Annotated in this window: 24 protein-coding genes; 7 read left to right on the top strand and 17 right to left on the bottom strand. The window is 63.5% G+C overall.

Annotation, left to right across the window (positions count from 1 at the left end; all coding sequences use genetic code 11):
• Window positions 1–60: 60 nt before the first annotated feature.
• The gene (locus tag RCH22_RS20460) at window positions 61–810 is read left to right on the top strand and encodes a class I fructose-bisphosphate aldolase (RefSeq protein ID WP_327015417.1); all 750 of its coding nucleotides are present in this window, start codon (window positions 61–63) and stop codon (window positions 808–810) included.
• Between the two features lie 44 nt (window positions 811–854).
• Window positions 855–1,256: a DUF6855 family protein gene (locus tag RCH22_RS20455; RefSeq protein WP_327015416.1), complete on the top strand. Its 402-nt coding sequence runs from the start codon at window positions 855–857 to the stop codon at window positions 1,254–1,256.
• Window positions 1,257–1,336: 80 nt separating this feature from the next.
• Here the strand turns inward: RCH22_RS20455 and RCH22_RS20450 are convergent, their stop codons facing one another.
• Both RCH22_RS20450 and RCH22_RS20445 read right to left on the bottom strand, forming a co-directional pair.
• Complete coding sequence (locus tag RCH22_RS20450; RefSeq protein ID WP_327015415.1) at window positions 1,337–1,510, bottom strand: GrpB family protein; 174 nt, start codon at window positions 1,508–1,510, stop codon at window positions 1,337–1,339.
• Window positions 1,511–1,635: 125 nt separating this feature from the next.
• Complete coding sequence (locus tag RCH22_RS20445; RefSeq protein WP_327015414.1) at window positions 1,636–2,508, bottom strand: NmrA family NAD(P)-binding protein; 873 nt, start codon at window positions 2,506–2,508, stop codon at window positions 1,636–1,638.
• A 61-nt stretch (window positions 2,509–2,569) separates the two neighbouring features.
• On the opposite strand from RCH22_RS20445, the gene RCH22_RS20440 reads away from it, so the two are divergent.
• A complete protein-coding gene (locus RCH22_RS20440; RefSeq protein ID WP_327015413.1) occupies window positions 2,570–3,037 on the top strand; it encodes a MarR family transcriptional regulator in 468 nt (155 codons plus the stop codon).
• A gap of 227 nt (window positions 3,038–3,264) precedes the next feature.
• On the opposite strand, the gene RCH22_RS20435 is transcribed toward RCH22_RS20440, so the two are convergent.
• From RCH22_RS20435 to RCH22_RS20420, 5 genes are all read right to left on the bottom strand, one after another.
• Entirely contained in the window at window positions 3,265–4,509 is a 1,245-nt protein-coding gene (locus tag RCH22_RS20435; RefSeq protein WP_327015412.1) for an IS256 family transposase, read from the bottom strand.
• An 81-nt stretch (window positions 4,510–4,590) separates the two neighbouring features.
• The gene (locus RCH22_RS21270) at window positions 4,591–5,010 is read right to left on the bottom strand and encodes a GNAT family N-acetyltransferase (RefSeq protein WP_369125314.1); all 420 of its coding nucleotides are present in this window, start codon (window positions 5,008–5,010) and stop codon (window positions 4,591–4,593) included.
• A gap of 222 nt (window positions 5,011–5,232) precedes the next feature.
• On the bottom strand, window positions 5,233–5,484 hold the full coding sequence (locus RCH22_RS20430; RefSeq protein WP_327015584.1) for a type II toxin-antitoxin system RelE/ParE family toxin: 252 nt from the start codon (window positions 5,482–5,484) through the stop codon (window positions 5,233–5,235).
• Between the two features lie 8 nt (window positions 5,485–5,492).
• Entirely contained in the window at window positions 5,493–5,768 is a 276-nt protein-coding gene (locus tag RCH22_RS20425; protein WP_327015411.1) for a type II toxin-antitoxin system Phd/YefM family antitoxin, read from the bottom strand.
• Between the two features lie 579 nt (window positions 5,769–6,347).
• Complete coding sequence (locus RCH22_RS20420) at window positions 6,348–7,511, bottom strand: globin domain-containing protein (RefSeq protein WP_327015410.1); 1,164 nt, start codon at window positions 7,509–7,511, stop codon at window positions 6,348–6,350.
• A gap of 405 nt (window positions 7,512–7,916) precedes the next feature.
• Here RCH22_RS20420 and RCH22_RS20415 point away from each other — a divergent pair, with 405 nt between their 5' ends.
• From RCH22_RS20415 to RCH22_RS20405, 3 genes are all read left to right on the top strand, one after another.
• A complete protein-coding gene (locus RCH22_RS20415) occupies window positions 7,917–8,171 on the top strand; it encodes a DUF6457 domain-containing protein (protein ID WP_327015409.1) in 255 nt (84 codons plus the stop codon).
• A gap of 137 nt (window positions 8,172–8,308) precedes the next feature.
• Window positions 8,309–9,631: an MFS transporter gene (locus RCH22_RS20410; protein ID WP_327015408.1), complete on the top strand. Its 1,323-nt coding sequence runs from the start codon at window positions 8,309–8,311 to the stop codon at window positions 9,629–9,631.
• Between the two features lie 95 nt (window positions 9,632–9,726).
• Window positions 9,727–10,266 (top strand): chlorite dismutase family protein, encoded by a 540-nt coding sequence (locus tag RCH22_RS20405; RefSeq protein WP_327015407.1) that lies wholly within the window; start codon window positions 9,727–9,729, stop codon window positions 10,264–10,266.
• Window positions 10,267–10,276: 10 nt separating this feature from the next.
• Here RCH22_RS20405 and narI read toward each other — a convergent pair whose 3' ends face one another.
• The 6 genes from narI to RCH22_RS20375 all read right to left on the bottom strand — a co-directional run bounded on the left by narI (window position 10,277) and on the right by RCH22_RS20375 (window position 18,715).
• Entirely contained in the window at window positions 10,277–11,041 is a 765-nt protein-coding gene (gene narI / locus RCH22_RS20400; protein ID WP_327015583.1) for a respiratory nitrate reductase subunit gamma, read from the bottom strand.
• A gap of 5 nt (window positions 11,042–11,046) precedes the next feature.
• Window positions 11,047–11,664 carry a nitrate reductase molybdenum cofactor assembly chaperone gene (gene narJ, locus RCH22_RS20395; RefSeq protein WP_327015406.1) on the bottom strand — a complete coding sequence of 206 codons (618 nt, stop codon included), beginning with the start codon at window positions 11,662–11,664 and terminating at the stop codon, window positions 11,047–11,049.
• Between the two features lie 71 nt (window positions 11,665–11,735).
• Window positions 11,736–13,400: a nitrate reductase subunit beta gene (narH, locus tag RCH22_RS20390; protein ID WP_327015405.1), complete on the bottom strand. Its 1,665-nt coding sequence runs from the start codon at window positions 13,398–13,400 to the stop codon at window positions 11,736–11,738.
• The gene (locus tag RCH22_RS20385; protein ID WP_327015582.1) at window positions 13,401–17,150 is read right to left on the bottom strand and encodes a nitrate reductase subunit alpha; all 3,750 of its coding nucleotides are present in this window, start codon (window positions 17,148–17,150) and stop codon (window positions 13,401–13,403) included.
• Window positions 17,151–17,267: 117 nt separating this feature from the next.
• Window positions 17,268–18,005 (bottom strand): ArsR family transcriptional regulator, encoded by a 738-nt coding sequence (locus tag RCH22_RS20380; RefSeq protein WP_327015404.1) that lies wholly within the window; start codon window positions 18,003–18,005, stop codon window positions 17,268–17,270.
• A gap of 56 nt (window positions 18,006–18,061) precedes the next feature.
• On the bottom strand, window positions 18,062–18,715 hold the full coding sequence (locus tag RCH22_RS20375; protein WP_327015403.1) for a helix-turn-helix domain-containing protein: 654 nt from the start codon (window positions 18,713–18,715) through the stop codon (window positions 18,062–18,064).
• Window positions 18,716–18,838: 123 nt separating this feature from the next.
• Here RCH22_RS20375 and RCH22_RS20370 point away from each other — a divergent pair, with 123 nt between their 5' ends.
• A complete protein-coding gene (locus tag RCH22_RS20370) occupies window positions 18,839–20,005 on the top strand; it encodes a TIGR04053 family radical SAM/SPASM domain-containing protein (protein WP_327015402.1) in 1,167 nt (388 codons plus the stop codon).
• A 256-nt stretch (window positions 20,006–20,261) separates the two neighbouring features.
• Here RCH22_RS20370 and RCH22_RS20365 read toward each other — a convergent pair whose 3' ends face one another.
• From RCH22_RS20365 to RCH22_RS20350, 4 genes are read right to left on the bottom strand one after another with little or no spacing between them, the layout of a single operon-like run.
• A complete protein-coding gene (locus RCH22_RS20365; RefSeq protein ID WP_327015401.1) occupies window positions 20,262–20,552 on the bottom strand; it encodes a hypothetical protein in 291 nt (96 codons plus the stop codon).
• Complete coding sequence (locus RCH22_RS20360) at window positions 20,545–21,381, bottom strand: slipin family protein (RefSeq protein WP_327015400.1); 837 nt, start codon at window positions 21,379–21,381, stop codon at window positions 20,545–20,547. The genes RCH22_RS20365 and RCH22_RS20360 overlap by 8 nt, the downstream gene beginning before the upstream one ends.
• Window positions 21,378–22,037, bottom strand: coding sequence for a hypothetical protein (locus tag RCH22_RS20355; protein ID WP_327015399.1), 660 nt, complete (start codon window positions 22,035–22,037; stop codon window positions 21,378–21,380). Before RCH22_RS20355 ends, RCH22_RS20360 begins: the two co-directional genes overlap by 4 nt.
• Window positions 22,037–24,418, bottom strand: coding sequence for a cbb3-type cytochrome c oxidase subunit I (locus RCH22_RS20350; RefSeq protein WP_327015398.1), 2,382 nt, complete (start codon window positions 24,416–24,418; stop codon window positions 22,037–22,039). The genes RCH22_RS20355 and RCH22_RS20350 overlap by 1 nt, the downstream gene beginning before the upstream one ends.
• Window positions 24,419–24,679: the final 261 nt, after the last annotated feature.

The following is a 24,679-nucleotide window of genomic DNA, read 5'->3' as shown; positions in this document are numbered from 1 at the left end:
GCACGGTGACGCCTGAAGCTCTATGGCATCGACCCGAGCTCGTACGGCACCGATGAGCAGATGTTCGACCTGATGCATCAGATGCGTGCCCGTGTAGTGACGGCTGCAAGCTTCACCTCCGACCGCATCCTCGCGGCGATCCTCTTCGAGCAGACCATGGACCGGACCATTGAAGGCCAGTTGACGGGTGAGTACCTCACTGCCCGAGGTATCGTGCCGATCGTCAAGGTCGACCAGGGCCTGGCAGAGGAGGAGGACGGCGTCCAGTTGATGAGGCCCCTCACCAAGCTGGAACCCCTCCTCACCCGTGCCGTTGAACGCACGATGTTCGGCACGAAAATGCGTTCCGTGATCAAGGCAGCCAACCCCGCCGGAATCCGTGCGATCGTCGACCAACAGTTTGCCGTCGCCGCGCAGATTCTTTCCCATGGCCTGGTGCCGATCTTGGAACCCGAAGTCGACGTACATGCCCCCGACAAGGCCGAGGCCGAGAACCTCCTCAAAGCCGACCTACTGGCAGCCCTCGACGGGCTCCCCAGGCACCAGCCCGTGATCGTCAAGCTGTCGATCCCGACGGTACCCGACTTCTACACCGACCTGATCGAGCATCCGCTGGTCTTGCGACTGGTCGCACTCTCCGGTGGCTACAGCCAGAGTCACGCCTGCCGATTGCTGGCCGAGAACCACGGTTTGAGCGCCAGCTTCAGCCGGGCACTGCTCGAAGGCCTTACTGTCCAGCAATCTGACGCGGCCTTCAACGCCGTGCTGGCCACCTCCATCGAGCGGATCTACGCGGCGTCCACGACCTGACCCCCGGCATTCCCCAGGTGCGACATGCGTGGTAAAAGTAGCTCATGACCAATGGAAGCAAAGACGAACCGTGGATTCTGTCCACCCCACCGGGTACGAGCCAGTACACGATGTACCGCGACGAGTCGACCACACCACCGAGCCTGGTCTGCCAGGTCGGATCAACCAAGCTCAGCTACGACGCTCGCGCCGTTGAGCACCTGCACGCCTGGCTCACGGAGCAGGGTGATTGGGTACCGCTGGGTGCCGCGGACGAGAAGAAGGTCCCGGCTGAGGGGAGCGTCGAGGCGTGGGGCAGGTCCGCGTCCAACCCGCTCGGCGGCTGGTACGGGCTCCGGAACGGATACCGCGGGCGATTCGGCATGTACCTTCCGCCGTTGCTCGAAGTACTCGGACTCGCCGAACTCACCCACGAACCGCGCAACAACAGTATGCGCGCACGGTAGAAGTCCCTCTCTGCGGTCGCGTACGACAACGGGCCGTGGGGTCCAAAGGACCGCGGCTTTCCTGCGACATTCTGGTGAGGCTAGGTTCCGGACGCGAGTGCACGCGCAATGATCGCCGCAATGACGTCGGTCTTGGCTTCGGCGTACGCATTCATGTCGTCGAAACCCTCACTCAACAACGCGCTCTTCGTCGCTTCATATAAGGACCGGTCGTCCGCATCCGCACGAGCCTTGGAGCGTGGTTTGAAAGTCATCGCGGTTGCCCGGAATCCGCAAAAACTCATGATTGCGCACGAGCATCTAAACGTCCCCATGCCTCGCTTCGCCTAGTCCGAATTCGCGGGATCGGCGTCAATGGCCTGCCGGATCCCGTCAATCGTCACGTGTTGTTCCAGACGTCGCGTTCTCGATGGGCGAAAGCTGCGAACCCGATCGGGTCGCGGTGCAGGACCTTGCGGACGGTTTCCGTGCGACCGGCAGCGAGTCCGAGCCGGGCGGTGGTGTAAATGGCCGTTGTGACGGCGACCATTCCCCACGGCATTCCCAAAGTGCGGCGTGCGTGGTAAATGTAGTGAAATGCCCCTGGTCGGGCATAACGAATGGGGCGTCCGAGCTCGAGGGTGAGGATCTCGGCGATCTGGTCATACGTAAGCGCCTCATCCCCGGTCACCGTCAACGCAGCGTTGGCATGAGAGAGAGGGTCCAGAAGTGCGGCTGCGGCCACCGCGCCGACGTCCTTGGCATCGACGAACGCGGTCGCGCCGCGGCCGGCGGGAACCATGATCTCATTCCGATCGCGGATGTCAGTCAGATGGGTGGTCGTGAGGTTTTGATGGAAGAAGGACGCGCGCACAAACGTCCAGGAGATACCCGAGGCGCGCAACCAGGACTCGATCGCGGCGTGTGGCACAACCTTGTTCCCCTCTGCACCCTGCAGTGAGAGGAACACCATCTGCTGGACGCCGTGGTCACGGGCGTAGTCGAGTGCGGGGACCATTTGCGTCTTAGGCTTCCCGAGCTGCGGTGGACGCATGAGAAACATGCCGCGAACTCCGTCAAACGCCGAGGCCCACGTGGCAGCATCGGTGAAGTCCAGCGCGACGGCCTGAACGCGGTCGCCGAACATCCGGGAAACCGACTCAGCGGTACGACCGGCAGCCCGCACATTTCGTCCCGCTTCGAGGAGCCGCTCCACGACGACCCGGCCCACGTTCCCGGTCGCGCCCGTGACCAGAATCACCTCGTTTGCCATCGGGGCACTCTCCCCCGAGCCGATTCCCATACTCGTTCGCTCATATGTGTACAGTACACCTATGATCGATGATTCCTGGGAAACGATTGACGCCGCCCTGATCCGGATGCGACGCCTGCTCGAGCTGCCGCGACACCTGACAGACACGGTCGACCTGTCGGCCGTGCTGGTCACGGACACGGTTGCACGTCTCAAGGCCGATGGGGAGCGGACCCGGATCGCAGATATCGCTGCAACCCTGACAGTGAAACCGTCCACTGCGAGCAGGCTCGTGGCCTCGACCGAGGCTGCCGGCTTCATCCAACGCACACCGAGTCCCGATGACCCGAGGAGCGTCGCACTCGGCCTCACCCCGGCCGGAGAGGAACTGAACGCGACCGCCAAGGGCTCCCGAATCGGGTTCCTCCGGCAGGCCGCGGAAAGCTGGGATGACGAAACCGTGACGGTCTTTGCTGCGCTGCTCGACCAATTCTCCCGGGCGACCGCAATCAAACCGACCGCAGCCCTGATGAGCGATCAAGAAGAATGAATTTGTCCAGGTGCAAACACGGCCTGATCGATCGATGGTCGCCGCAGCGGTGCTCCTCGTTGCCCAATGAATAGCAGATTGTCTATATTTTGGGAACTGAGGTCACACGACATCTGAACTCGACGACCGTTCCCGAGTCCGCCCTTTTGTTCCGAAGCCAGCAAGTCGCGGTCACGTCCCGCTGAGTGGTGGAGTTTCTCAACACCATGCGGGTCAGTTGTTCTAGCTTAGGCGGCGGCGAGTTCGGGGAGGATCACCGCCTCGTCGATGACCTCGATGGGGTTGTTCATGGTAACCAGCTCGAGCATGGATGCTTCGGAGAAGTAGCGTCGTTCGCCGGCCTCCCACTCGTCATGCTGCTCGATCAAGACCGACCCGGCCAGGCGCAGCAGGGCGGCAGCGTTGGGGAACACTCCGACGACGTCGGTGCGGCGTTTGATCTCCTTGTTCACTCGTTCGAGCGGGTTCGTGGACCAGATCTGGCGCCAGTGCCGCCGCGGGAACGCGGCGAAGGCGAGTAGGTCGGGTTGCGCGTCGACGAGCATCGCCGCGACCTTCGGGTGCGAGCGGCTGAGCATCGTCGTGACCTCGAGGAACTGCTTCTCGATGTGCTCACGGTCGGGCTGGGCGAAGATGGTGCGGATGATCGAGGCGACCATGTCCTGGGATCCCTTCGGGATCACCGCGAGCACGTTGCGCATGAAGTGCACCCGGCATCTCTGCCAGCCGGCGCCCTGGAACACGGTGCCGATGGCCTTCTTCAGGCCGGTGTGCGCGTCAGACATGACTAGCTTGACCCCGTCGAGCCCGCGGGTCTTGAGCGATCGCAGGAACGACGTCCAGAAGCCCTCGTTCTCGCTGTCACCGACGTCGAAGCCGAGGACTTCCCGGCGTCCGTCAGCGGCCACCCCGACCGCGACGACGATGGCCTGGGACACGATCCGGTGGCCGACGCGGGCCTTGCAGTAGGTGGCGTCGAGGAACACGTAGGGGAAGTCCTGCGCGGCGAGGGTGCGGTCGCGGAACTCGGCCACCTCAGCGTCCAGGCCCGCGCAGATCCGGGACACTTCCGACTTGGAGATCCCGGTGTCCGCGCCGAGGGCCTTGACCAGGTCGTCGACTTTCCGGGTCGAGACGCCGTGGACGTAGGCCTCCATCACGACCGCGAACAGGGCTTGGTCCACCCGCCGGCGACGCTCGAGCAGGGCCGGGAAGAAGGACCCGGCGCGCAGCTTCGGGATCTTCAGGTCGAGGTCCCCGGCGGTCGTGCTGAGGGTGCGCGCTCGGGTGCCGTTGCGGTGGGTGGTGCGGTCGCCGAAGCGTTCGAATGGGGCGGCGCCGATGAACGCGGTCGCTTCCGCGTCGATGAGTTCTTGGTAGAGAGTTTCGGTCGCGACGCGGATTCGGTCGGTGACGTCGGTGAGTTTGAGTTCTCCGAGGAGGTCGAGCAGGGCAGACTGGTTTAGAGCCATCGTGTGGTGTCCTTTGTGAGTTGCTTTAGTCGGTACTCACTGACCATCCCACGGTGGCTCTTTACGTTGACGAAGCAACGCTCAAGAGTGGGAAACCACACCACTCACCGGGACGTAACCCAAGTCGCGAAGGAAGTCATTATCGGGAAGGCACTCGGCAAAACCACAAGTCGCATAGAGCGGCGCATTCCACGGAACGTCCGCAAAGGTTCGGAGCGTGACACGGGGACGACCCCGTTGCCATGACTCGACCTTGACCGCTTCCACGAGCGCACGCCCATCCCCGTGCCCAGTCTTGGACGGCACAACGGACAACTGCTGGAGGTGATCGCCGCCCGGGATTTCGATGACATGGGCAAACCCAACAGGCCGGGAATCCGACGCTGCACGGGCTACCAGAATGAAACCGGGCTGTCGCGATCGCTCGACACCAAAAGGAGCCGGCTGCCAGCCCGAGACCGAAAAGACGGATGCGAAGAGACCGTCTGCCTCATCTTCGATCTCCTGGAGGACAGCCAGGTCTTCGGACGTCGCCGACGGATCATTGCAATCCCCGTAGCTTCGAGGCTAGTCCCTGTCGCACTCTCGAAGGAGTCGAGAGACGGACGATGAGGACCGTTTCGGTCCGAAAAAGTGCGCGCTGCCAATCGGACTGCACGGCACTTCAACTTCGTTACTGAATTCTGATTCTCCGTCTACACGGAAGTCGCCCGTCGGCTTCCGCTATCGGGATTCGTATATTTCGCGACGGTGTCCCAGCCGGAGCACGAGAACAATCAATTCTACGTCGCGTATCTCGTAAATGATCCGGTAGTCACCTGTCCGAACACGCCATTCGCCAGAGCCGCCGATGAGTTGAATCGCTTTCGGCGGTCGCGGCTCTTCCGCCAGAAGGTCGATCGCTGCTTGCAGCCGCCTTCGGACCTGAGGATCGAACGTGCGCAGTTGTCGCTCAGCGGCTGGCGCGATCCTCACAGAAAAAGTCACGATAAGCCAAGGTCAGCCTTCACCTGGTCCCACGGAGTCGGCTCGCTTTGCGTGAGACGCATCTCCTCACGTGACTCCTCAGCGGCACGAATGTCCGCCATGTCTTCAGCCAATTCGATCAACCGCTCCAAATCGTCAGCATCGATGACTGCCGCAACTCTACGACCCCTGCGAGAAAGGAAAACCGGCTCATGCTCAGACCGAGCGCGATCGATGATCGATGCAAGCTTGTCGCGTGCATCAGAGACGGCAATTGGGACGATGGTCGACATGCACCAAACATACAACCACGCCGATAAATGTACAAGACATCCTGAAACGTACAATTCAAACTATATCGGCGCATACGCCGGCAAGCTGTCCTCGTGGCCGGGGATATCCAAACAATCCAATTCAACGCTCCGCACGTGCACCAACTCTTGTAGGCCGGGTAAGGCATCGTCGGCGAATCGTGGGGCCCTCCTGCACCTGAGCGATCCGCCGGACCTCTCGGCATTTCGATGCGGACGTCGTCGCGGCAAGGGAACGAACGTTCACCGTTGAGGAACTTGACGCTCGTTGGCCCCGTGCGTTTGACGATCGCAGCGGGCGGCCGGATCCGTCGGCAATGCGGGGATTCCCGAACATGCGAACAAACCAGAGAATCGTCCCGACAAGCGCCGCACCCAGAGCGCCCACAGGCCACGAGCAGCGACGGCGGTTCGCAGCCGGAGAGAGACGTGCACGGCTGGTCCGCGACGCCGTGAAGGACCGAAACCAGGTATTGACCGGCCGGCGAGGACCGCGATCGGGCTCCCGCCGGGCTTGGCCGCAGTCCGCCCTAGGGGCAGGCGGGCATCGTCGCACGCGCCTCAGACGCCGACGAGCCAGAGGTCCGGACCGAAGATCTCGTAGTGGATGCGATTGGCTGGGACCCCTGCCGCCAGCGCCTGCGAGCGCAGGCTGCGCATGAACGGGAGCGGCCCGCACAGGTAAACCGAGGCGTTGTCGGGAATGGTCACATTCTCGAGGGACATGAAGCCCTCGTGGTGACCCGCGCTCGGGATTTCCAGCCACAGCTCCAGTTCGGCGGCCTCGAGCAGGGCGATGTCCTCGCTCATCTGGTCGCGCAGCGCCCAGCGTTCCAGGTTGCTTTCGGCGTGCAGGACGAGCACTTCGCGCTTCGAGGCGCCGTCTACCAGCGAGCGCAGGATGGACGCGCTTGGCGTGCAGCCGATGCCGGCCGAGGCCAGGACGAGCGGGCCGTCGCCCCGGTCCAGGGTGATGTCCCCGCAGGGTACGGAGAGGATCAGCGTGTCGCCGACCTGCACGTCGCGGTGCAGGGCTGGAGAGACCTCGCCGTTCGGATCCAGCTTGGTGGTGAAGACGCGGGTCGAGGCCGTGCCGGCCGACAAGGAGTACTGCCGCACCTGATGGATGCCGTCGGGCATTCGCACCGTGACGCTTACGTACTGGCCGGGCAATGCGGGCGAGACCGGGGTGCCATCGGCCGGTTCGAGAGTGAAGGTGACGGCGTCGGTGCCAGCCGCCTCCTTCTTCACGACGACCCAGGGCGCGAGGGGCTTGTCGCTTGCGAGGCCGGAGTAGAGTCCCCTCTCCATCTTGATCAGGGCGTGGGCCATCAGCCAGTAGACCTCGGTCCAGGCGCCGGCGATTTCCGTTGTGATGACGTCGTTGAGTTCGTCGGCGATGGCTTCGAAGAGGTATTTGTAGACAATGTCGTACTGCTCGGGCTTGATGTCGAGGGAGACGTGCTTGTGTGCAATGCGGGAGAGCATGGCCTCGGGAGTGGTATCGGGGTCCTGAACCAGGCGCGTCGCGAATACTGCAATACTGCCGGCGAGCGCCTGCTGCTGGGAGCCGTTCTTCTGATTCGAGCGGCTGAAGAGGCCGTCAAAGAGCTCGGGGTGGGCGGTCAGCATGCGGCCGTAGAAATTCCGGGCGATTTCGGGCATGCGCTCGCCCACTAGGGGCAGCGTCGCTTCGATCAGGGGCAGGGACTGGGCAGAGAGCATGTTGACTCCAAACATCAAGGTATTTAAATCAAAGGTATCATTTCTATTCCTCACCGGTCGATTCTGCGACGTGCATGACATTCCGTTGCGGCACGGTGACGACGAGCTTGGCAGCCAACACGGACTCGGACGCCTCACTCCGATCGAGTTTGAGATGATCAAACCAGCCGCTTATGCAGCCTGAAAACAACAAACCCAACAATTTAGCCAAACCAGCAGTAGTCCCTTCTCGTGAGCACGCAGCTTCTGTCTGCCTACATGCCCGCACCGGCCGAGCACCTTGTGGTCCGGGTGTGCAGTCAGTCTTACTGGGCAGTGGGAGCGCTCGGGGCAAGCGGCAAGATATTGGCTGGCGCACCGTGCTCCCGAACACCCGCGCGACATCCCGCCGAGGAGCGAAACACCGTGAGCACCTCCACCCCGCTACCGCCCGAAGCCCTCGACGAGTGGCTTGCCGCCCTCGTCACCGGACTCGACCTCGACCCGGCTGACGTCCCGGTCGGCACCATCCTCGACGTTGCCACGGACCTGGCTCACGGCGTGGCACGCCCCGCGGCGCCCCTGAGCACTTTCCTCGTCGGACTCTCCCCAGCCAGGGCCGGGGGCACCGCAGCCGACATTGAGACCATCGACGTGCTGCCGCGCTTCGCCGGCGGCTGAGCCGATCCCCGCGATTCGACTGGATCGCGCTGGATTCATTTTTCACGGTGTTCCGCGATTGTCGCGCTCGGTCGCCGAGGTCAGGGTGGTAACTACGCGGGCTCTACCGCCCGAAACCACCTAGTCCGAGGAAGCACATGTCAGGCTCTTCCACACTCGTCCCGTCGAAACTCACACCCGATCTCTCCAATTGGGATCCGGAGAACGAAGAAACCTGGGATTCCAAGCTCGCCTGGCGCACTCTGTGGATCACGACCTACACGCTCACTCTGAGCTTCGCCGCCTGGTACCTCGTCAGCGCCATCGCACCGCGGCTCAATGACATCGGTTACACCTTGACTCCAGGTCAGCTGTATTGGCTCGTTGCCGTGCCCGGGCTTGCCGGCGGAATCCTGCGCCTTGTCTTCATGTTCCTGCCCCCGATTATGGGCACGCGCTCGCTCGTGGCGATGTCCTCTGCCCTGCTCGTGCTCCCTATGCTCGGCTGGACGCTCGCTGCCCGCGACACCTCAACCCCGTACTGGGTACTCCTCGCCCTCGCCTTTGCGGCAGGGATCGGCGGTGGAACCTTCTCCGGTTTCATGGCCTCCACGAGTTACTTCTTCCCGAAGCGTCTCGCCGGAACCGCCCTCGGCCTGCAGGCGGGGATCGGAAACTTCGGCATCGGGCTGATCCAGCTGCTGCTGCCCTGGGTCGTCGGCTTCGGCCTGCTCGGTACCGCAGCACTCACCCCGCAGAGCAGTGCGAAGGGCCAGCTGGTCTGGCTGCACAACGGCGGACTAGTCCTCATCCCGTGGGCGCTCCTCGGAGTTGTACTGGCGATTGTCTTCCTGCGCCGGGTACCCGTGACGGCCAACTTCCGCCAGCAGATGGACATCTTCCGCATCAAGCACACCTGGCTCATGACGGCGATCTACCTGATGAGCTTCGGGCTGTACAGTGGCCTCGCTGCCCAGATGGGCTTGATCATCCTGAACGTCTACGGCCATTTCCCACACGCGCCGAACCCGCTTGCCTTCGCCTTCATCGGCCCGCTCGTCGGCGCCGCCGTCCGCGCGGCGTGCGGCCCCCTCTGCGACAGATGGGGTGGCGCGATCTTCACTCTCATTGGCGCCGTGGGAATGGTCGCCGGCACTGTGTTCACGTCATTCTTCCTGGCACCTACGAGCGTCGACCAATTCTGGGGCTTTCTCAGCGGGATGATCGCGATCTTCTTCTTTGCTGGCTTCGCTAATGCGGGCACCTTCAAGCAGATGCCGATGATCTTCCCGAAGCGTCAGGCCGGCGGCGCAATCGCCTGGACTTCCGCAATCGCAGCTTTTGGTCCATTCATCGTGGGTATCGCCCTGACCCTGGTCAGCCCGACCTCGTTCTTCGTCGCCTGCGCAGTCTTCTGCGTCTTCTGCACCTGGCTGACCTGGCATTTCTACGCACGACCGGGCGCTCCCTTCCCCGGTTAGCCTGAGCAGGCTGATGCGAGCGAGCTCAACCCCGGAGAGCAGGCCCGCCGTCCCTGGCCTATCTGGCCGCGCGGCGGGCCTGCTAACGTCGAAGCATGGCGCTCACGCGATTCACCGCAGGCGCCACTGGAACCTGGCAGATCGATCGCATTCTCGCTGTCACGGGTCCCTCGCTTGCCACGGCCGAACGCCTGGAGGTGTCAGCGCTACCGCGGACCGTAAGCCCAGAATCCGCGTGGATGCTAAGTGGCGCGACGAGCTACAAGCGCTACACGGAGCGCTCCGAGCAGGCAGCTCTCGTCGCCGTCCAGCCTGCCCTCGGCCGACCAGAGGCCCGGTGCGCCGCGCTCATCCCGATCACGAAGACCGCCCGCTGGTGGGATCTCCCCCAGGATGAGCGGAGGGCGGTATTCGAGGAGACGAGCCACCACATCGCGGTCGGGCTCGAATACCTGCCTGCGGTCGCTCGGCAGCTCTACCACAGCCGTGATCTGGGTGAACCCTTCGACTTCCTAACCTGGTTCGAATACGCGGCCGGGGACGCGTCCGCGTTCGAGGAACTCCTGGCACGGCTGCGCACGAGTCGCGAATGGGACTACGTCGAGCGTGAGGTCGATATTCGTCTCAGCCGCTAGATCGGCCGATTCAGCGGCGGGCGGCATCCTTGTCACGGGCGGATGTCGGCAGCACGCTCTTCTCCCAACCGCGTCGGGCCTTACGAGCCCCGGATCCCCGGTGGGTATCCCGCGAGCGGTACACGATGTACGGTCGCACAAAATATCCGATCGGCGCGGAAAAGACGTGCACAAGCCTGGTGAAGGGCCACAGCAGGAACAGCAGTGTCGCGCTCAGAACGTGCAGCTGGAAGAAGAATGGCACGTTGGCCATCAGGGCTGGGTCGGGCTGCGCGGAGAGGAGGCCGCGCACCCACGGCGAAATCGTGCCCCGGTAGTCATATCCGGCACCAAGTACCTGGAAGAGAACCGTCGCGGTGGTCCCAAAGAGCAGGGTCGTCCCCAGGAGGGCGTACATGGCCTTGTCCATCACCGTGGTCGCGAGCAGCACCCGGGTATTGAGCCTGCGCCGGTAGATCAGGATGGCGAGCCCGGCGAGAGTGAGCACGGCCGCGATACTACCGAGCCAGGTGGCGCCCACGTGGTAGATCTCATTGGAGACACCGACGAACTCGAGCCATTCCTTGGGCACGAGCAGGCCGACCACGTGACCGCCCAGCACCATGAGGATGCCGTAGTGGAACATCGGCGATCCCCAGCGCAGTAGCCGGTTTTCGTAGACCTGGCTCGAGCGGGAGGTCCAGCCGAACTGGTCGTGCCGATAGCGGAAAATGTGGCCGACCACGAAGACGGCCATGGCCGCGTAAGGGAACGCCACCCACAATAGAAAGTCCATCGGGTTCATACCCTGAGTTCCTCACTCGCGATGCCGGACGGCGAAAATGGTTTCAGATTGCCAAGGAAGGTCATACCGACTGTTTCGGTCGGCGGGCCCTCGTTGACGAGGTTGAGATATCGCTCCCGAGTTTCCTCATCGATGGCAGGAAGCGAGAGCGACACAGCCTCAACGACGTGCGCGTAGGGGCTCTCGATGGTTTCGAGTGCGGTGCGGAGCACCTCAATGCCGTCCCGATGAGCCGCGAGCAGCTCCTGCGCGATGGGTGAATCGCTGAGGGCCGAGAATTCAAGAACCATGGGCAGGTAGTCGGGTAGTTCGTCCGCCGCGACCTCCCAGCCAGCCGCGTGATACGCCTCGATAAAACGCACGAGGGCCATGCCGCGGCGGCGCGTATCGCCGGCCGCGTAGTACGAGAGGTACGGGCAGCACTTGCGCTTGAGGTCGAAGGTCGCCGTGAAATGCACCTCAAGCTCCTGCTGGCCCATCTCCCCCGCGGCGGTCAAGAACGCTTCGAAAGCGGTCCGAAGCGGATGCGGCAGCAATGTAACAGACTCCGCGACCGTCCCGAAGCGAGCACGACGCGAGGCGGTCGGGTAGTCGAGCAGGATCGACGCGGCCATGTGTGCAATGGCCCCGTCCTCGGCACTGAGCGGGATTGCCGTGACTTTACGGGGCGGAAGCTTCGGGAGCCTCATGCGGGGCTCCCGGCGTCTGCTACGGGCGGGAATAAGCCGTCCGGTCGGCCACCGCCGTTCCAGTTCAGGAGGTTGATCCGGCCAGGGGTTGTCGGTTTGGTTTTCTCTCCGCCTTTACCGACCATCTCGTTGTAGTTGTCGACGGTAGCGTTGAACGGCATCCCCGGAGTCTTGCCATATGGTCCCGCGGTCGAGGTCGGACCGCCCATGCCTGGTCCCCCGTCCGTGTCCAGCGAACATGCCAGCTCTTCGAGCTCGCGAGCCGTTTCCACGTGCGCCTTGGGAATGACGTAGCGATCCTCGTACTTGGCGATCGCAAGGAGCCGGTACATCGCCTCGATCTCGGCTCCGGTCATGCCGACCGCGGCGGGGATGGACTCGTCGCGGTCGCGCCCGAGGTTGATGTCGCGCATGTATGAGCGCATCGCGGCGAGTTTTCGGAGCGAGGACTCAACGGGCACAACGTCGCCTGCCGAGAACAGCCCGGCAAGGTACTCGACCGGGATGCGGAGTTTATCGATCGCGGCGAACAGAGTGCGAGCATCTTCGCCGTCGTTGTTCGTCGTCGAGATGACATCAACGACCGGGGACAGCGGCGGGATATACCAGACCATCGGCATCGTGCGGTATTCGGGGTGCAGGGGCAGTGCGACTTTGTACTCGGAGATGAGCTTGTAGATCGGGCTGTTCTGGGCGGCGAGGATCCAGTCGTCCTCCATGCCTTCCGCCTTCGCCGCGGCGATGACCTCGGGGTCGAACGGGTCGAGGAATACCCCGCGCTGGGCCTCGAGCAGGTCCTGGTCGTTCTCGATCGACGCGGCTGCGAGAACGGCGTCAGCGTCGTAGAGCATCAGGCCGAGGTAACGCAACCGGCCGACACAGGTCTCCGAGCAGATGGTCGGCTTGCCCTGTTCGATCAGCGGATAGCAGAGCGTGCACTTCTCCGCCTTACCGGTCTTGTGGTTGAAGTAGACCTTCTTGTACGGGCAGGCCGACACGCACATCCGCCAGCCACGGCAGGCATCCTCGTCGACGAGGACGATGCCGTCCTCTTGGCGCTTGTACATGGCACCGGACGGGCACGCCGCGACGCAGGCCGGGTTCAGGCAGTGTTCGCAGATCCGCGGGAGGTAGAACATGAAGGTGTTCTCGAATTCCATCTTCACGTGCTCGCTCATCGTCGCGAGAATGGGGTCGTCAGCTGCGGTCTCCTGAGAGCCGCCGAGGTCGTCATCCCAGTTGCCCGACCATTTGATATCCATGTTCTTGCCCGTCAGCAGGGACTTGGGCCGGGCGACGGGACTTTCGGTGCTCAGGGGTGCCTTGGTGAGCATGTCGTAGTCGTAAGTCCACGGCTCATAGTAGTCGTCGATGACGGGCAGGTCCGGGTTGTTGAAGATGGTCGCGAGCCGCTTGAGTCGACCGCCGGAACGCAGTTTCAGGCGTCCTCGCTTGTTGCGGATCCAGCCGCCGTTCCACTTCTCTTGATCCTCGTAACGTTTAGGGTATCCGAGGCCCGGCCGGGTCTCGACGTTGTTGAACCAGACGTATTCGACGCCGGTGCGGTTTGTCCACACCTGCTTGCAGGTGACGGAGCAGGTGTGGCAGCCGATGCACTTGTCGAGATTCATGATCATCGACATTTGGGCCATTACGCGCATTTAGTACTCAACCTCCTGGCTGCGTCGACGGATCACGGTGACCTCATCGCGTTGGTTCCCGGTCGGGCCGAGGTAATTGAAGGCGAACGACAGCTGGGCATAGCCGCCGATCAGGTGACTGGGCTTGAGCAGGATTCGGGTCAGCGAGTTGTTTGTCCCGCCGCGCATGCCGCTCGTTTCAGCGATCGGCACGTTGATCGTACGGTCCTTCGCGTGATACATGTACACGGTGCCCTCCGGCATCCGATGCGACACGATCGCTCGGGCGACGACAACTCCGTTGCGGTTGTACGACTCGATCCACTCGTTGTCGCGCACGCCGATCTTGGCGGCATCCTGCGGGGACATCCAGATGGTCGGCCCACCACGGGACAACGAGAGCATCATCAGGTTGTCCTGGTATTCGGAGTGGATCGACCACTTCGAGTGCGGCGTCAGGTAGCGCACGGCGACCTCGGCGCGGCCCTTCGACCCAGTCGAACCGGTCGCCGCCGTCGAGCCGACGATCGAGTCGTCAAATAGGCGGTGCATGTCGAGAGGCGGCCGGAAGATCGGCAGCTGCTCCCCCAGCTCGATCATCCAGTCGTGGTCGAGGTAGAAGTGTTGCCGCCCGGTGAGGGTGTGCCACGGCTTCAGCCGCTCGACGTTGATCGTGAAGGCACTGTAGCGACGGCCGCCGTGCTCACTGCCCGACCACTCCGGGGACGTGAGCACGGGGACCGGCGCGCCCTGGACATCCGAGTAGGTGAACCGGCGGCCCTCATTGTCGCTCGCGAGGTCGGCGAGCTTCATACCCGTACGCTCCTCCAACTGACGGAAGCCCTGGGTGCCCAGGCGCCCGTTGGTGGTGCCGGAGAGTGCAAGCACCATCTCGCATGCGTGGCTCGCGGTTGTCAGGCGCGGACGGCCGGCGGCCGGGCCGCTCTCGACCAGGCCGTTCTTCTTGCCGAGATAGTCGACCTCGACATCGGGGTTGAACTTGACGCCCTTGGTCACCATGCCGAGCTTCGCCGTGAGCGGGCCGAGGGCACCGAGCATGTCGGCGAATGCCGGATAGTCTCGCTCGACGACGACGAGCTTGGGCATCGTGATCCCGGGCACCAGTGGCTGGCCGTACTGCACGGTTCCGTGCGGGGTTGCCATCGCGTCGGGGGTGTCGTGACTCAGGGGGACGGCTACGAGGTCTTTCCGCACACCGAGGTGTTCGACCGAGAATTCGGAAATCTTCTTCGCCAAGATGTGGAAGATGTCGAAGTCGGTCTTGGCCTGCCACGGCGGGGTGATCGCGGGGTTGAACGAGTGAATGAAAGGATGCATGTCCGTCGTCGACAAGTCATTCTTCTCGTACCAGGTGGCCGGCGGCAGCACCACGTCGCTGAAGATAGTTGTCGAGGTCATCCGGAAGTCGCTTGTGACGAGCAGGTCCAGCTTGCCCTCTGGCGCGGATTCGTGCCATTTCATCGTCTTCGGGCGCTTTTCGGGCGGGGACTCCGGCGCACGCACGGCACTCGTCGTGCCGAGGAGGTGCTTCAGGAAGTACTCATTGCCCTTGCCGGAAGAGCCGAGCACGTTCGCCCGCCAGACCACCAGCACGCGCGGGAAGTTCTCCGGGGCGTCCGGGTCCTCGACGGAGTAGGCGAGGCTGCCGTCCTCAAGCGACTCGACGACGTACTGGGCAGGGTCGACCCCGGCCGCGACGGCGTCGTCGACAAGGTCGAGCGAGTTGCGGTTGAAGGTCGGGTAGCTGGGCATCCAGCCGCGCTTTGCCGACTCCACGAGGCAGTCCGCCGTGGTTCGGTCAGCGAAGGTGCCGACCCCGAGCGGGCTCGAGAGCGTGTCGGCGGAGAGGCCGTCGTAACGCCACTGGTCGGTGGCGAGGTAGAAGAACCCGGTGCCAATCATCTGGCGCGGCGGTCGCACCCAGTCCAGTCCGAACGCGTACTGGCCGTAGCCCGTGAGGGGGCGTACCTTCTCCTGCCCGACGTAGTGCGCCCAGCCGCCGCCGTTGACGCCCTGGCAGCCGGTCATGGTCGTGAGCGCGAGGAAGGCGCGGTAAATGGTGTCGGAGTGGAACCAGTGGTTCGTGCCTGCCCCCATCAGGATCATTGAGCGTCCGCCCGATTCCTCGGCGTTCTGTGCGAACTCGCGCCCGATGCGTTCTGCGGCCTGCATCGGCACGGAGGTGATGCCCTCCTGCCAGGCTGGGGTGCCTGGGGAGGTTTCGTCGTCATAGCCGGTCGGCCAGACGCCGGGGAGCCCGTCCCTGCCCACGCCGTACTGGGCGAGGAGAAGGTCGAAGACGGTTGTCACGAGTTCTCCGGCGACGCTCCGCACGGGCACACCTCGGCGGATGATGCCTGCGCCACCGGCCTGCTGCTCGCCGGCCTCGTCTGTCATGGGCGAGATGTCAAAACGGGGCATGTCGACGGCAGCGGACGCACCGTCGTAGTCGGGCGCATCCATGATCGAGAGCAGCGGGTCGACTCCCTCGAGATCGAGGTTCCATTTGCCGACGTCAGTTTCGGAGAAGCGGTGCCCGATGGATCCGTTCGGGATGATGGTGCGGCCATCCTGGTCGAGCAGGATCGGCTTGAACGCAGCACTCGCGACGGTGGCCGCCGTGTCGGGGAGGGCATCCGCTGTCATGAATTTGCCCGGGACGTAGGCGTCGCCACGCTTCGTGAGCGTGATCAGGTACGCGGAATCGCTGTACCGCTTCATGTAGTCGACAAAACGCGGGGTGCGCCGGTCAACGAGAAACTCCTTGAGCACGACGTGGCCCATCGCGATCGCGAGGGCGCCATCGGTTCCCGGGTGTGCGGCGAGCCACTCATCAGCGAACTTGGAATTGTCGGCGTAGTCCGGCGAGACCGTGATGACCTTCTGGCCGCGGTAGCGGGCTTCGACCATGAAGTGGGCGTCAGGGGTACGGGTCACCGGAACGTTGGAGCCCCACATGATCAAATACGATGCGTTCCACCAATCGGCCGATTCCGGGACGTCGGTCTGGTCGCCGAAGACCTGGGGGCTCGCGACGGGCAGGTCGGCATACCAGTCGTAAAAGGACAGCATCGTGCCGCCGAGCATCGATATGAATCGATTGCCGACGCCCTGCGAGACGATCGACATCGCCGGGATCGGGGAGAAGCCGGCGATCCGGTCTGGACCGTACGTCTTAATGGTATGCACGTGGGCTGCGGCGACGATCTCAGCGGCCTCATCCCAGCTGGCCCGCACGAGGCCGCCCTTGCCGCGGGCGCTCTTGTACGCCCGCGCTGACTCAGGGTTGCCAGTGACGTCGGCCCATGCGAGTACGGGGTCGCCGAGGCGCGCCTTGGCTTCGCGGTACAGGTTGAGCAACACACCGCGCACATAGGGATACCGCACCCGGGTCGGCGAGTACGTATACCAGCTGAAGGCCGCGCCGCGGGGGCAGCCGCGGGGTTCGTACTCCGGGGAGTCCGGACCGACTGAGGGATAGTCCGTCTGCTGCGTCTCCCACGTGATGATCCCGTCCTTGACGTACACCTTCCAGGAACACGAGCCGGTGCAGTTCACTCCGTGGGTGGACCGCACCTCCTTATCGTGGGTCCAGCGATCACGATAGAAGCTGTCGGCGTTGCGGCCACCTTCGAGGAACAGAGACCGCAGATCCGGCGAGGTCTCCCCTCGGCGCAGGAACCGACCGAGGTTGAGGATGCTGTCCGCAATCGGACTGTCGATACCCGGCTTCGTGCCCGGCTTGCCCACGCTCCGCTTGGAAAAGCTCGAGTCCTTGAGAGTTTTCACGACGTACCCCTTGCACTCCCGGGCATCACCGCAGTCAGCAATAACCTCGCTACTGAGTCTCACGGCCACCCGAACGGGCTACAAGCGAAAAACACCGTGAAAAATAACCGCCCGTAAGCCGGAGGGCACGTCATCGGTACCGACCTCGACGTCGACGCTCTGCTGCGCCCCGTCGTCTCCCTCGATTTCCTCACACTCTGCGCCCTGATGGGACCAGTTCAAGTCCAGAGTGCAGGTGTCCGGCTCGGTAAGCGGATGCAACGCATCGGCCGTTAGCGGACCGCCGGCCTGTTGCAGGATTCCTTGGACCAGACCGAGGTGCACCCGGCATACCTCAGGGTGGTCCTTGACCATCTCGCTGTACGGACACTCGTGCAGAGTGAGGTGACGTCCGTCCGCATCGATCCTTGCCTCGAAACCGGTCTGGTCGAGGTGGTCGTCGAGGGCATCCAACTGACGCTGGAGCGGTGAGTCGATCGCCGCGGTGAGAGGCAGCATCCGCCGCACCTGGTCGCCCCGGCGTTCGGCGGCCTCGACCTTCGCAACCCGGATTGAGCCCGCGTAGTGGTCCACCCCGGCGGCAGCGCTATACAGGATTCTTGGGCGCCCCTTGACGTCGCGTTCTTCGGGCTCGCAGGTGACAAATCCGTCGCTTATCAACCGCTGCAAATGCTCCCGGGTGGTGTTGTGGTGCAGTCCGGTCGCTTCAGAAAGGTCGCTGACGGTCATCGTCCCGCGCTGTTGCAGGAAGTACAGCAGTTTGATTCGGCTGAACGACGCGAGCGTACGGTAACTCGATGGCGGGCGGGAGGACATGGGTCAACTATGCACTCTCAGTCGCCAGACCGACACCGCAGCCCCCAAAGGGAGTATTAGAGCACACGTGCTAGACACGCTCCTGGCCGGCCAAACGGCTCCAGGAGGATGCCGATCGACGGAGCATTCATCCGGTCCAGTGCGCCTTGCATCAACCCGCGGTGCACCGAACACACGATGGTACTGTGTTCCTTCGCAACCTCCAGGAATGGGCATCGACGCAGTTCGATCTCGGTGTGATCGCCGGACAGCACCGGGGCAAAACCAACGACATCGAGAATCGCGACAACACGCTCGACAGCAACATCACGGTCCATCGGGACAGACGTTGAATCCTCGGACGGCACAAACCTGTCCGCCCAACGCCGCCCAGCCTCGACGGCCCGTTCGCTACCGCGCGGAGGTCCGGTGGTCGGGCCCTCAGCCAGACCGTCAGCGAGGATACTCGCGAGGAGCTGGTAGGAATCAACCGAGTGGCCGGGGCCGGTTTCTGGGGGATCGATCTCGCGGGGCACCGCGGAATAAAGCATCCGAGGACGGCCGGGACGCGTCCGCACCTCGATCGCCTCGGCCACGAGGCCGACCTCGAGGAGTCGATCAAGATGCGAGCGGACGGTATTGGGGTGCAAACCGACCGCCGCCGCGATCTTCGGGACATCCATCGGCATCTGCTGGGTACGGAGCAGCTCAAGCAGGGCGAGTCGGCTCACGCCGGAGAGGGCCCGGTGGGTACGGGCGTCGACGTCGAAATCAGGCACGTCTCTAGTTTTCCCTATAAGTGTGGTAAAAACAACTGAGGTGCGCACTGAAGCCGGACCGGACCGAGGAAACACATGAGCGAGACCCCCGTGCGTGCCATCCGACACCTACGCCATGATGCCGGCGAGCGGCCTTTCATCGTGATCTGGGAGGTCCCGCGAGCCTGCCAGCTCGTCTGCACCCACTGCAGGGCGGATGCCATCCGCACCCGCAATCCGTTCGAACTCACCACAGACCAGGGTAGAAAGCTCCTGGACGATCTAGCGTCGTTCGGCACGCCCCGCCCGCTTGTCGTCCTCACCGGCGGCGATCCATTCGAACGCCCTGACCTGCCCGAGCTGGTCGCACACGGCACCAGCCTGGGGTTGAGCATGGCCCTCTCCCCCTCGGTCACCCCGAGGCTCACCCGCGAGGTCCTCGTTGAGCTGCACGAGGCAGGTGCGAAGGCGGTATCTCTCTCGCTCGACGGTGCCTGCGCGGCCACTCATGACACCTTCCGCGGTGTCACCGGCGTCTTCGACGATACGATGATCGCCGCGCGAATGGTCCGCGAGGTTGGGTATCGCCTGCAGATCAACACAACCGTGACCCGCGACACAGTGCACGAACTGCCGGCGATCCTCAGGACGGTCCTCGACCTCGGGACAACTCTCTGGAGCGTCTTCTTTCTCGTCCCCACGGGACGCGGAAAACTCCTGAATGCCCTGACCTCGGACGAAGCCGAAGAGGTTTTGCACTGGCTGCATGATGTTTCCGAGCTCGTCGCGATCAAGACGACTGAGGCGCCGCATTACCGACGCGTTGCCATCCAACGCGCAGGCGTGACCGACCTCGATGCCGCCTTCCCGGTTGGTCCGCTGCGCGCACAGCTGCGCAGCGCTACCGACAAGCTACTGACCGGCGACGAACCCCGGCGGCGGAAGCCGCGTGCACCGATCGACGTCAACTCCGGACGCGGCTTCGCCTTCATCGACCACGTCGGCGCGGTCTACCCGAGCGGATTCCTACCAGTGTCCGTCGGATCGGTTCGCGAGCAGCCGTTCCCCGAAATCTACCGGGAGGCGCAGCTACTCCAGGAGTTGCGCACCCCGGATACCTTTGGCGGCCGCTGCGGGCGCTGCGAGTTCCGCACGGTCTGCGGAGGCTCCCGCTCTCACGCTTACGCGCTCACCGGCGATCCGCTCGCTGAGGACCCGAGCTGCGGCTACCAGCCCGTAACTTCCGAGACCATTTCCGCCTGAGGCCCTGACCCGCTGAGGAATCACACGGCAAACGGCGTCAGCTACCGGTTTCCATACCGGCGGCTGACGCCGTTCCTGCGCCTGTCCAGCGTCCTGGTCCTTGGCCTTAACGACGATCGCCGCGCCGTACGTAGTGGCCGCGGCGACCGTGACGGACCAAGACGAGGTATTCGATCCTGAGAGAGCCTGAAAAATACCGCCAGGGGGCAGGTCGCTTGTCTCCGCGGGGCGGTGGTTCGCAGCCTGCTGCGCCGCACTAATCGAGGTGGTGGTTCCCTCGGACCCAGCGCAGGGCGCCCAGGATGCCGATCGCAACTCCGACACCTCCGACGATCATCCCGAAGAACAGCCAGACGAAGAGGGGCTCGAGTCCCACGATCGTGGTCTCGGCGCTCACGATTCCACCGCCGAGGAACCCGCCTATGGGTCCAAAGAGCCCCACAAGCACCCCCGTCATCATCAGGCGGATACTGAGGGTCCTCTCGTGCGCCGAGCCCATCGCGGGCACGTGCGTGGCTCGGCCGTCGTGTGCTGACGCATCATTCATTGTTGGTTACATCCGTCTTCTGTTCGTCGGCAGGAGGCTGGGCCGTCTGCCCGGGCTTCGTTTGGTCCAGCAGCTGCGGGACTTTTTTGAGGAACGGCCCGATGATGTCCATCGGAAGGGGGAACACGACTGTCGAGTTGTGGTCTGCGCCGAGCTCGAGCAGGGTCTGCAGGTAGCGCAGTTGAAGCGAGGCCGGGTTGCGGCTGAGAATCTCCGCGGCCTGGCCGAGCTCTTCGGAGGCCTGTAGTTCGCCGTGAGCGTTGATAATCTTCGCCCGACGTTCCCGCTCGGCTTCTGCCTCGCGCGCCATCGCCCGTTGCATCGCCTGGGGAATTTCAACGTCCTTGATCTCGACGACCTTGACCTCAACTCCCCACGGCTCAGTCTGTGCGTTGATGCTCCTGGCGAGATCTTCGTTCAGGTCGGCACGATGCGCCAGCAGGGTGTCGAGGTCGGCACGCCCGACGACGGATCGCAGCGTTGTCTGCGCCATCTGGGAGGTGGCGACCGCATGATTCGCGACCGCCATCACCGATCTGACCGGGTCGGTGACTTGGAAGAGCACGACGGCGTTGACCCGGGCAGGCACGTTGTCCTTGGTGATGACATCCTGCGGCGGGATTGTCAGGGTGACGATGCGCAGGTCGACTCGCACCATCCTGTCCAGGCCGAGGTAAATCATCTGCACGCCAGGTTCGCGCAGCCGCCCTAAACGTCCGAAACGGAAGGCGACGCCGCGTTCGTACTCCTGCAAGACCTTGAACGACGCAGCCAGCCAAATTACAACCACGAGGACGACGACACCGATCGAAACGAGTATTCCCATCATCGGACTTCCTTTTCGGGGACCGCCCGCGGTCCGGTCTTGCGGATGCTGCCGTAGCCGCTGCGCCGGGCGAGCTCTGTCGCAGAGATGGCTGCTTTCTGCTGCTCGTTCTCCTCGAGCCCGAGGGCCGCGAGGTGATCGGGGAAGCGGGCGGGGGCGCGCCGCAAGTGCGACCACAGGCGCCAACTGCACCCAGCGATCAACGCGGATGCAGCGCTCAGGATCACCAGTTCGAGACCGGTGCGACCCTGGAACATGACGGCGATCGGCCAGACCACGGCGAGGACGACAACCGAGCAAGCTATGCCACGGTGGAATCGCTCCGCCTCAGAGCTTGGCCAGGAATCGATGTTCCGCACGATCTCCCTCCCGGCATGGGATGGTGTGCAGTCGTCCTTGACCGGGCAGGGATTGCACACGGTGGGCGCAGCCCGGTACCGGGTCACCCGATTATCCGGGTCAAAGGAGATCGGCCAGAGCCATTGGTCCTCCGAGCACGTCCATGCGTCATGTCCCTCGTGGTACTCGAATCCACCCGAGCGCGCGCTCGTGGTGGCCGCGGCAGTGCGGCGGGCGAGCACGTCCAGCACGTGCGCAACGAGCAGCAGGAAGCTGCCGTATCCGAGCGCGAACCAGACGTCGGGATTGACCTGCTCCATCACATACCCCCGTCTGGACGCGTGTCACCGTCCCGTTCACCTGCACGGCTGCCGTAGCCCGTGCCGTACCCGGGTCCTGAGGAGACGTCTGTGATGGCATCTGTGCCCCTGGCCACCGTGGAACCGACGAGTTGGGTCTCGACGAACAGGGCCTCCATGGGGACGTCCTGTGTGGTTCCCTTGATCCGGTATCGCACTCCGAGCCAGGCGATCCAGACGAAGGGTACAACCCCGCCGAAGATGAAGACCAAATCGCCGGGCATTCGCAGCCATTCCAGGACCGTGTTGCCGGTGCCGGTGATGAAGTTCATGCTGCGGGCTTCGAAATAACCGTCATTGACGGAGTGCCACAACTGCAGCACGCCGAGCGGCAGGAGCGTAGCGAAAGTCATCCAGGCCAGGCCGACGTTGAGCGACCAGAACGAAATTTTGGCGAGCCGGTCCGGCCAACGGTTGGCCGGGATCAGGTACCGCAGCGCGAACAGAGACAGGCCCACGCCCATCATGCCGTAGACACCCATCATCGACGCGTGGGCGTGGTTCGCGGTGAGAGCCGTGCCGATCTCGTAGTACGAGACGATCGGCAGGTTGATCAGGAAGCCGAAGACGCCAGCTCCCAGGAAGTTCCAGAAGCCGACGGCGACCAGGAACATGACCGACCAGCGGTGCGGGAACGGAGCTGCGCTTCGGGATTGCTGGCGTGCGCCCAGTTGCAGGAAGCTCCACGCCTCGACGGTCAGGAACGTCAGCGGGATCACCTCGAGCGCGGAAAAGAACGCTCCCAATGCCATGTGTTCGACGGGGGTGCCCGAGAAGTACAGGTGGTGCATCGTCCCGAGGATTCCGCCGGCGGAATAAAGGATGACGTCAAGCAGGATGATCTGCATCGCGATCCGGCGGTGCACGACGCCGAGCATGACAAAGATGTAGGCGACCATGACGGTCGTGAAAAGCTCGAGGAAGTCCTCCACCCAGAGATGCACGACCCAGAAACGCCAGAACTCGGCGACGCTCAGCGTCACTTCGCTTCCTGCCAGCATCCCGACGGCGTAGAACGCCGGGATGGCGAGTCCGGAGTAGAAGAAGAGCCACGGCAGGTTGAATCGGTGTTCGGACTTGAGGCGCGCGCGGATACCGCGGTAGATGATCGCGATCCAGAGGAACAGCCCGACAGTGAGAAGACCCTGCCAGAATTTGGGCAGGTCGATGTACTCCCACTGCATACCCCAGAACGGTGAGTCCTTGGCAGCGGAGACGCCGAAGATGCTGAGCGCTTCGCCCGCGAGAGAGCCGGCCACGACCAGGGCGAGAGCGCCGAGAAGGATGTACGCAAGCCAGTGCTGCCGTTTCGGTTCATGACCCGAGATGTACGGCGCGAGGAAGATGCCGGCCGCAAGGAACGAGGCGGCCGTCCAGAGCAGGGACAGTTGCACATGCCAGGTCCTCGCTAGGTTGATCGGCAGCAGCTGGGCGAGGTCGATGCCAAAGAAGCTCGTGAGGTCGACCCGGTAGTGCTCCACGGCCGCGCCGAGGAAGGCCTGGGCGAGGAACATCAAGGCGACCACGAAGAAAAACCAAGCTGTTGCCGACTGAGCAGGCGTGACGGCGACGTCGCCCGGCTGTCGGAAGGAGAGCGGCGGGGTCTCCTCGCCATGCTGCCAGCCCATCCGTTTGCTCCAGCGGCCATACAAAGCAAAGAGTGCACCGAGGGCAACCATGAGGGAAACGAGTGAGAGCCCGCTCCAGACGATGATGTCTGCGGTCGGACCGTTGTCGACGAGCTTCTCTGCGGGCCAGTTGTTGGTGTACGAGTAGTTGTGCCCCGGTCGTTCGGCCGCAGCCCCCCAGGATGTCCAGGCGAAGAAAGCCGTGAGCTCGTGGATCTCGGCTGGGTCGGTGATCATCTTCGGGATCAACCCGTTTTGGGTGGTCGGGGTGCCGAAGAAGTCGGCGTAGTGCTTCTTGACGGCCTCGAAGGCGCTGATCTGAAGGTCGGTGAAGATCAGGCTTCCCGTTGCTGGCTCGTAGCGATTGGTGCGCATCATCGTTACGAGGGCGCCGTGGGGGTCCTGAATGCCCGAGGCCGTGAGCGCATCCAGAACGAAGGTCGAGGACCTTCGGAGGTAGTCGGCTGTGTAGTCCGGACCGAGATATCCGCCGTGCCCGACAATCGAGCCGAACTCCTGCAGACCGCGCTGCACGAAAATCTGCTGTCCGGCGGTGATCTCCGCTCCCGTAAAGACGACCGCGCCCTGCTTGTCGATGACCTGCTTGGGCTGGGGCATGGAATCGGTGTAGGTCATCATGGCGAGGAATCCCATGACGGCGAATCCAAAGATCATTACGAGGGCGACGCCCTGCAACCAGCCTTTGGACACCATGAGCTCGGAGCGAATTCTTCGGGCGCTGGATTTCAGTTGGACCAAGACGGCCCCTCTCGCTGTTGCCTGGTTCAAGGTCGATCGGTGCCAGAACACAGCGACCGCGCTTCTTCCCCCGAATGGGTCACGCGAGGTGGGGAAAAACTATCATTCATTTAAACGGGTGGAAATCATTTTAATTCGGCGTGCTCATTCCTGCGCATCGTAGTAGCGAGAGAAATACCTGACAGTTCGCCCAAAAATTGATACTTGGCGCTCGGA

It is taken from the genome of Cryobacterium sp. GrIS_2_6 (genome assembly GCF_035984545.1).
Taxonomy (GTDB): Bacteria; Actinomycetota; Actinomycetes; order Actinomycetales; family Microbacteriaceae; genus Cryobacterium.
Note: the sequence above shows the minus strand (reverse complement) of the source record. Positions and strands in the feature narration are given on the sequence as shown.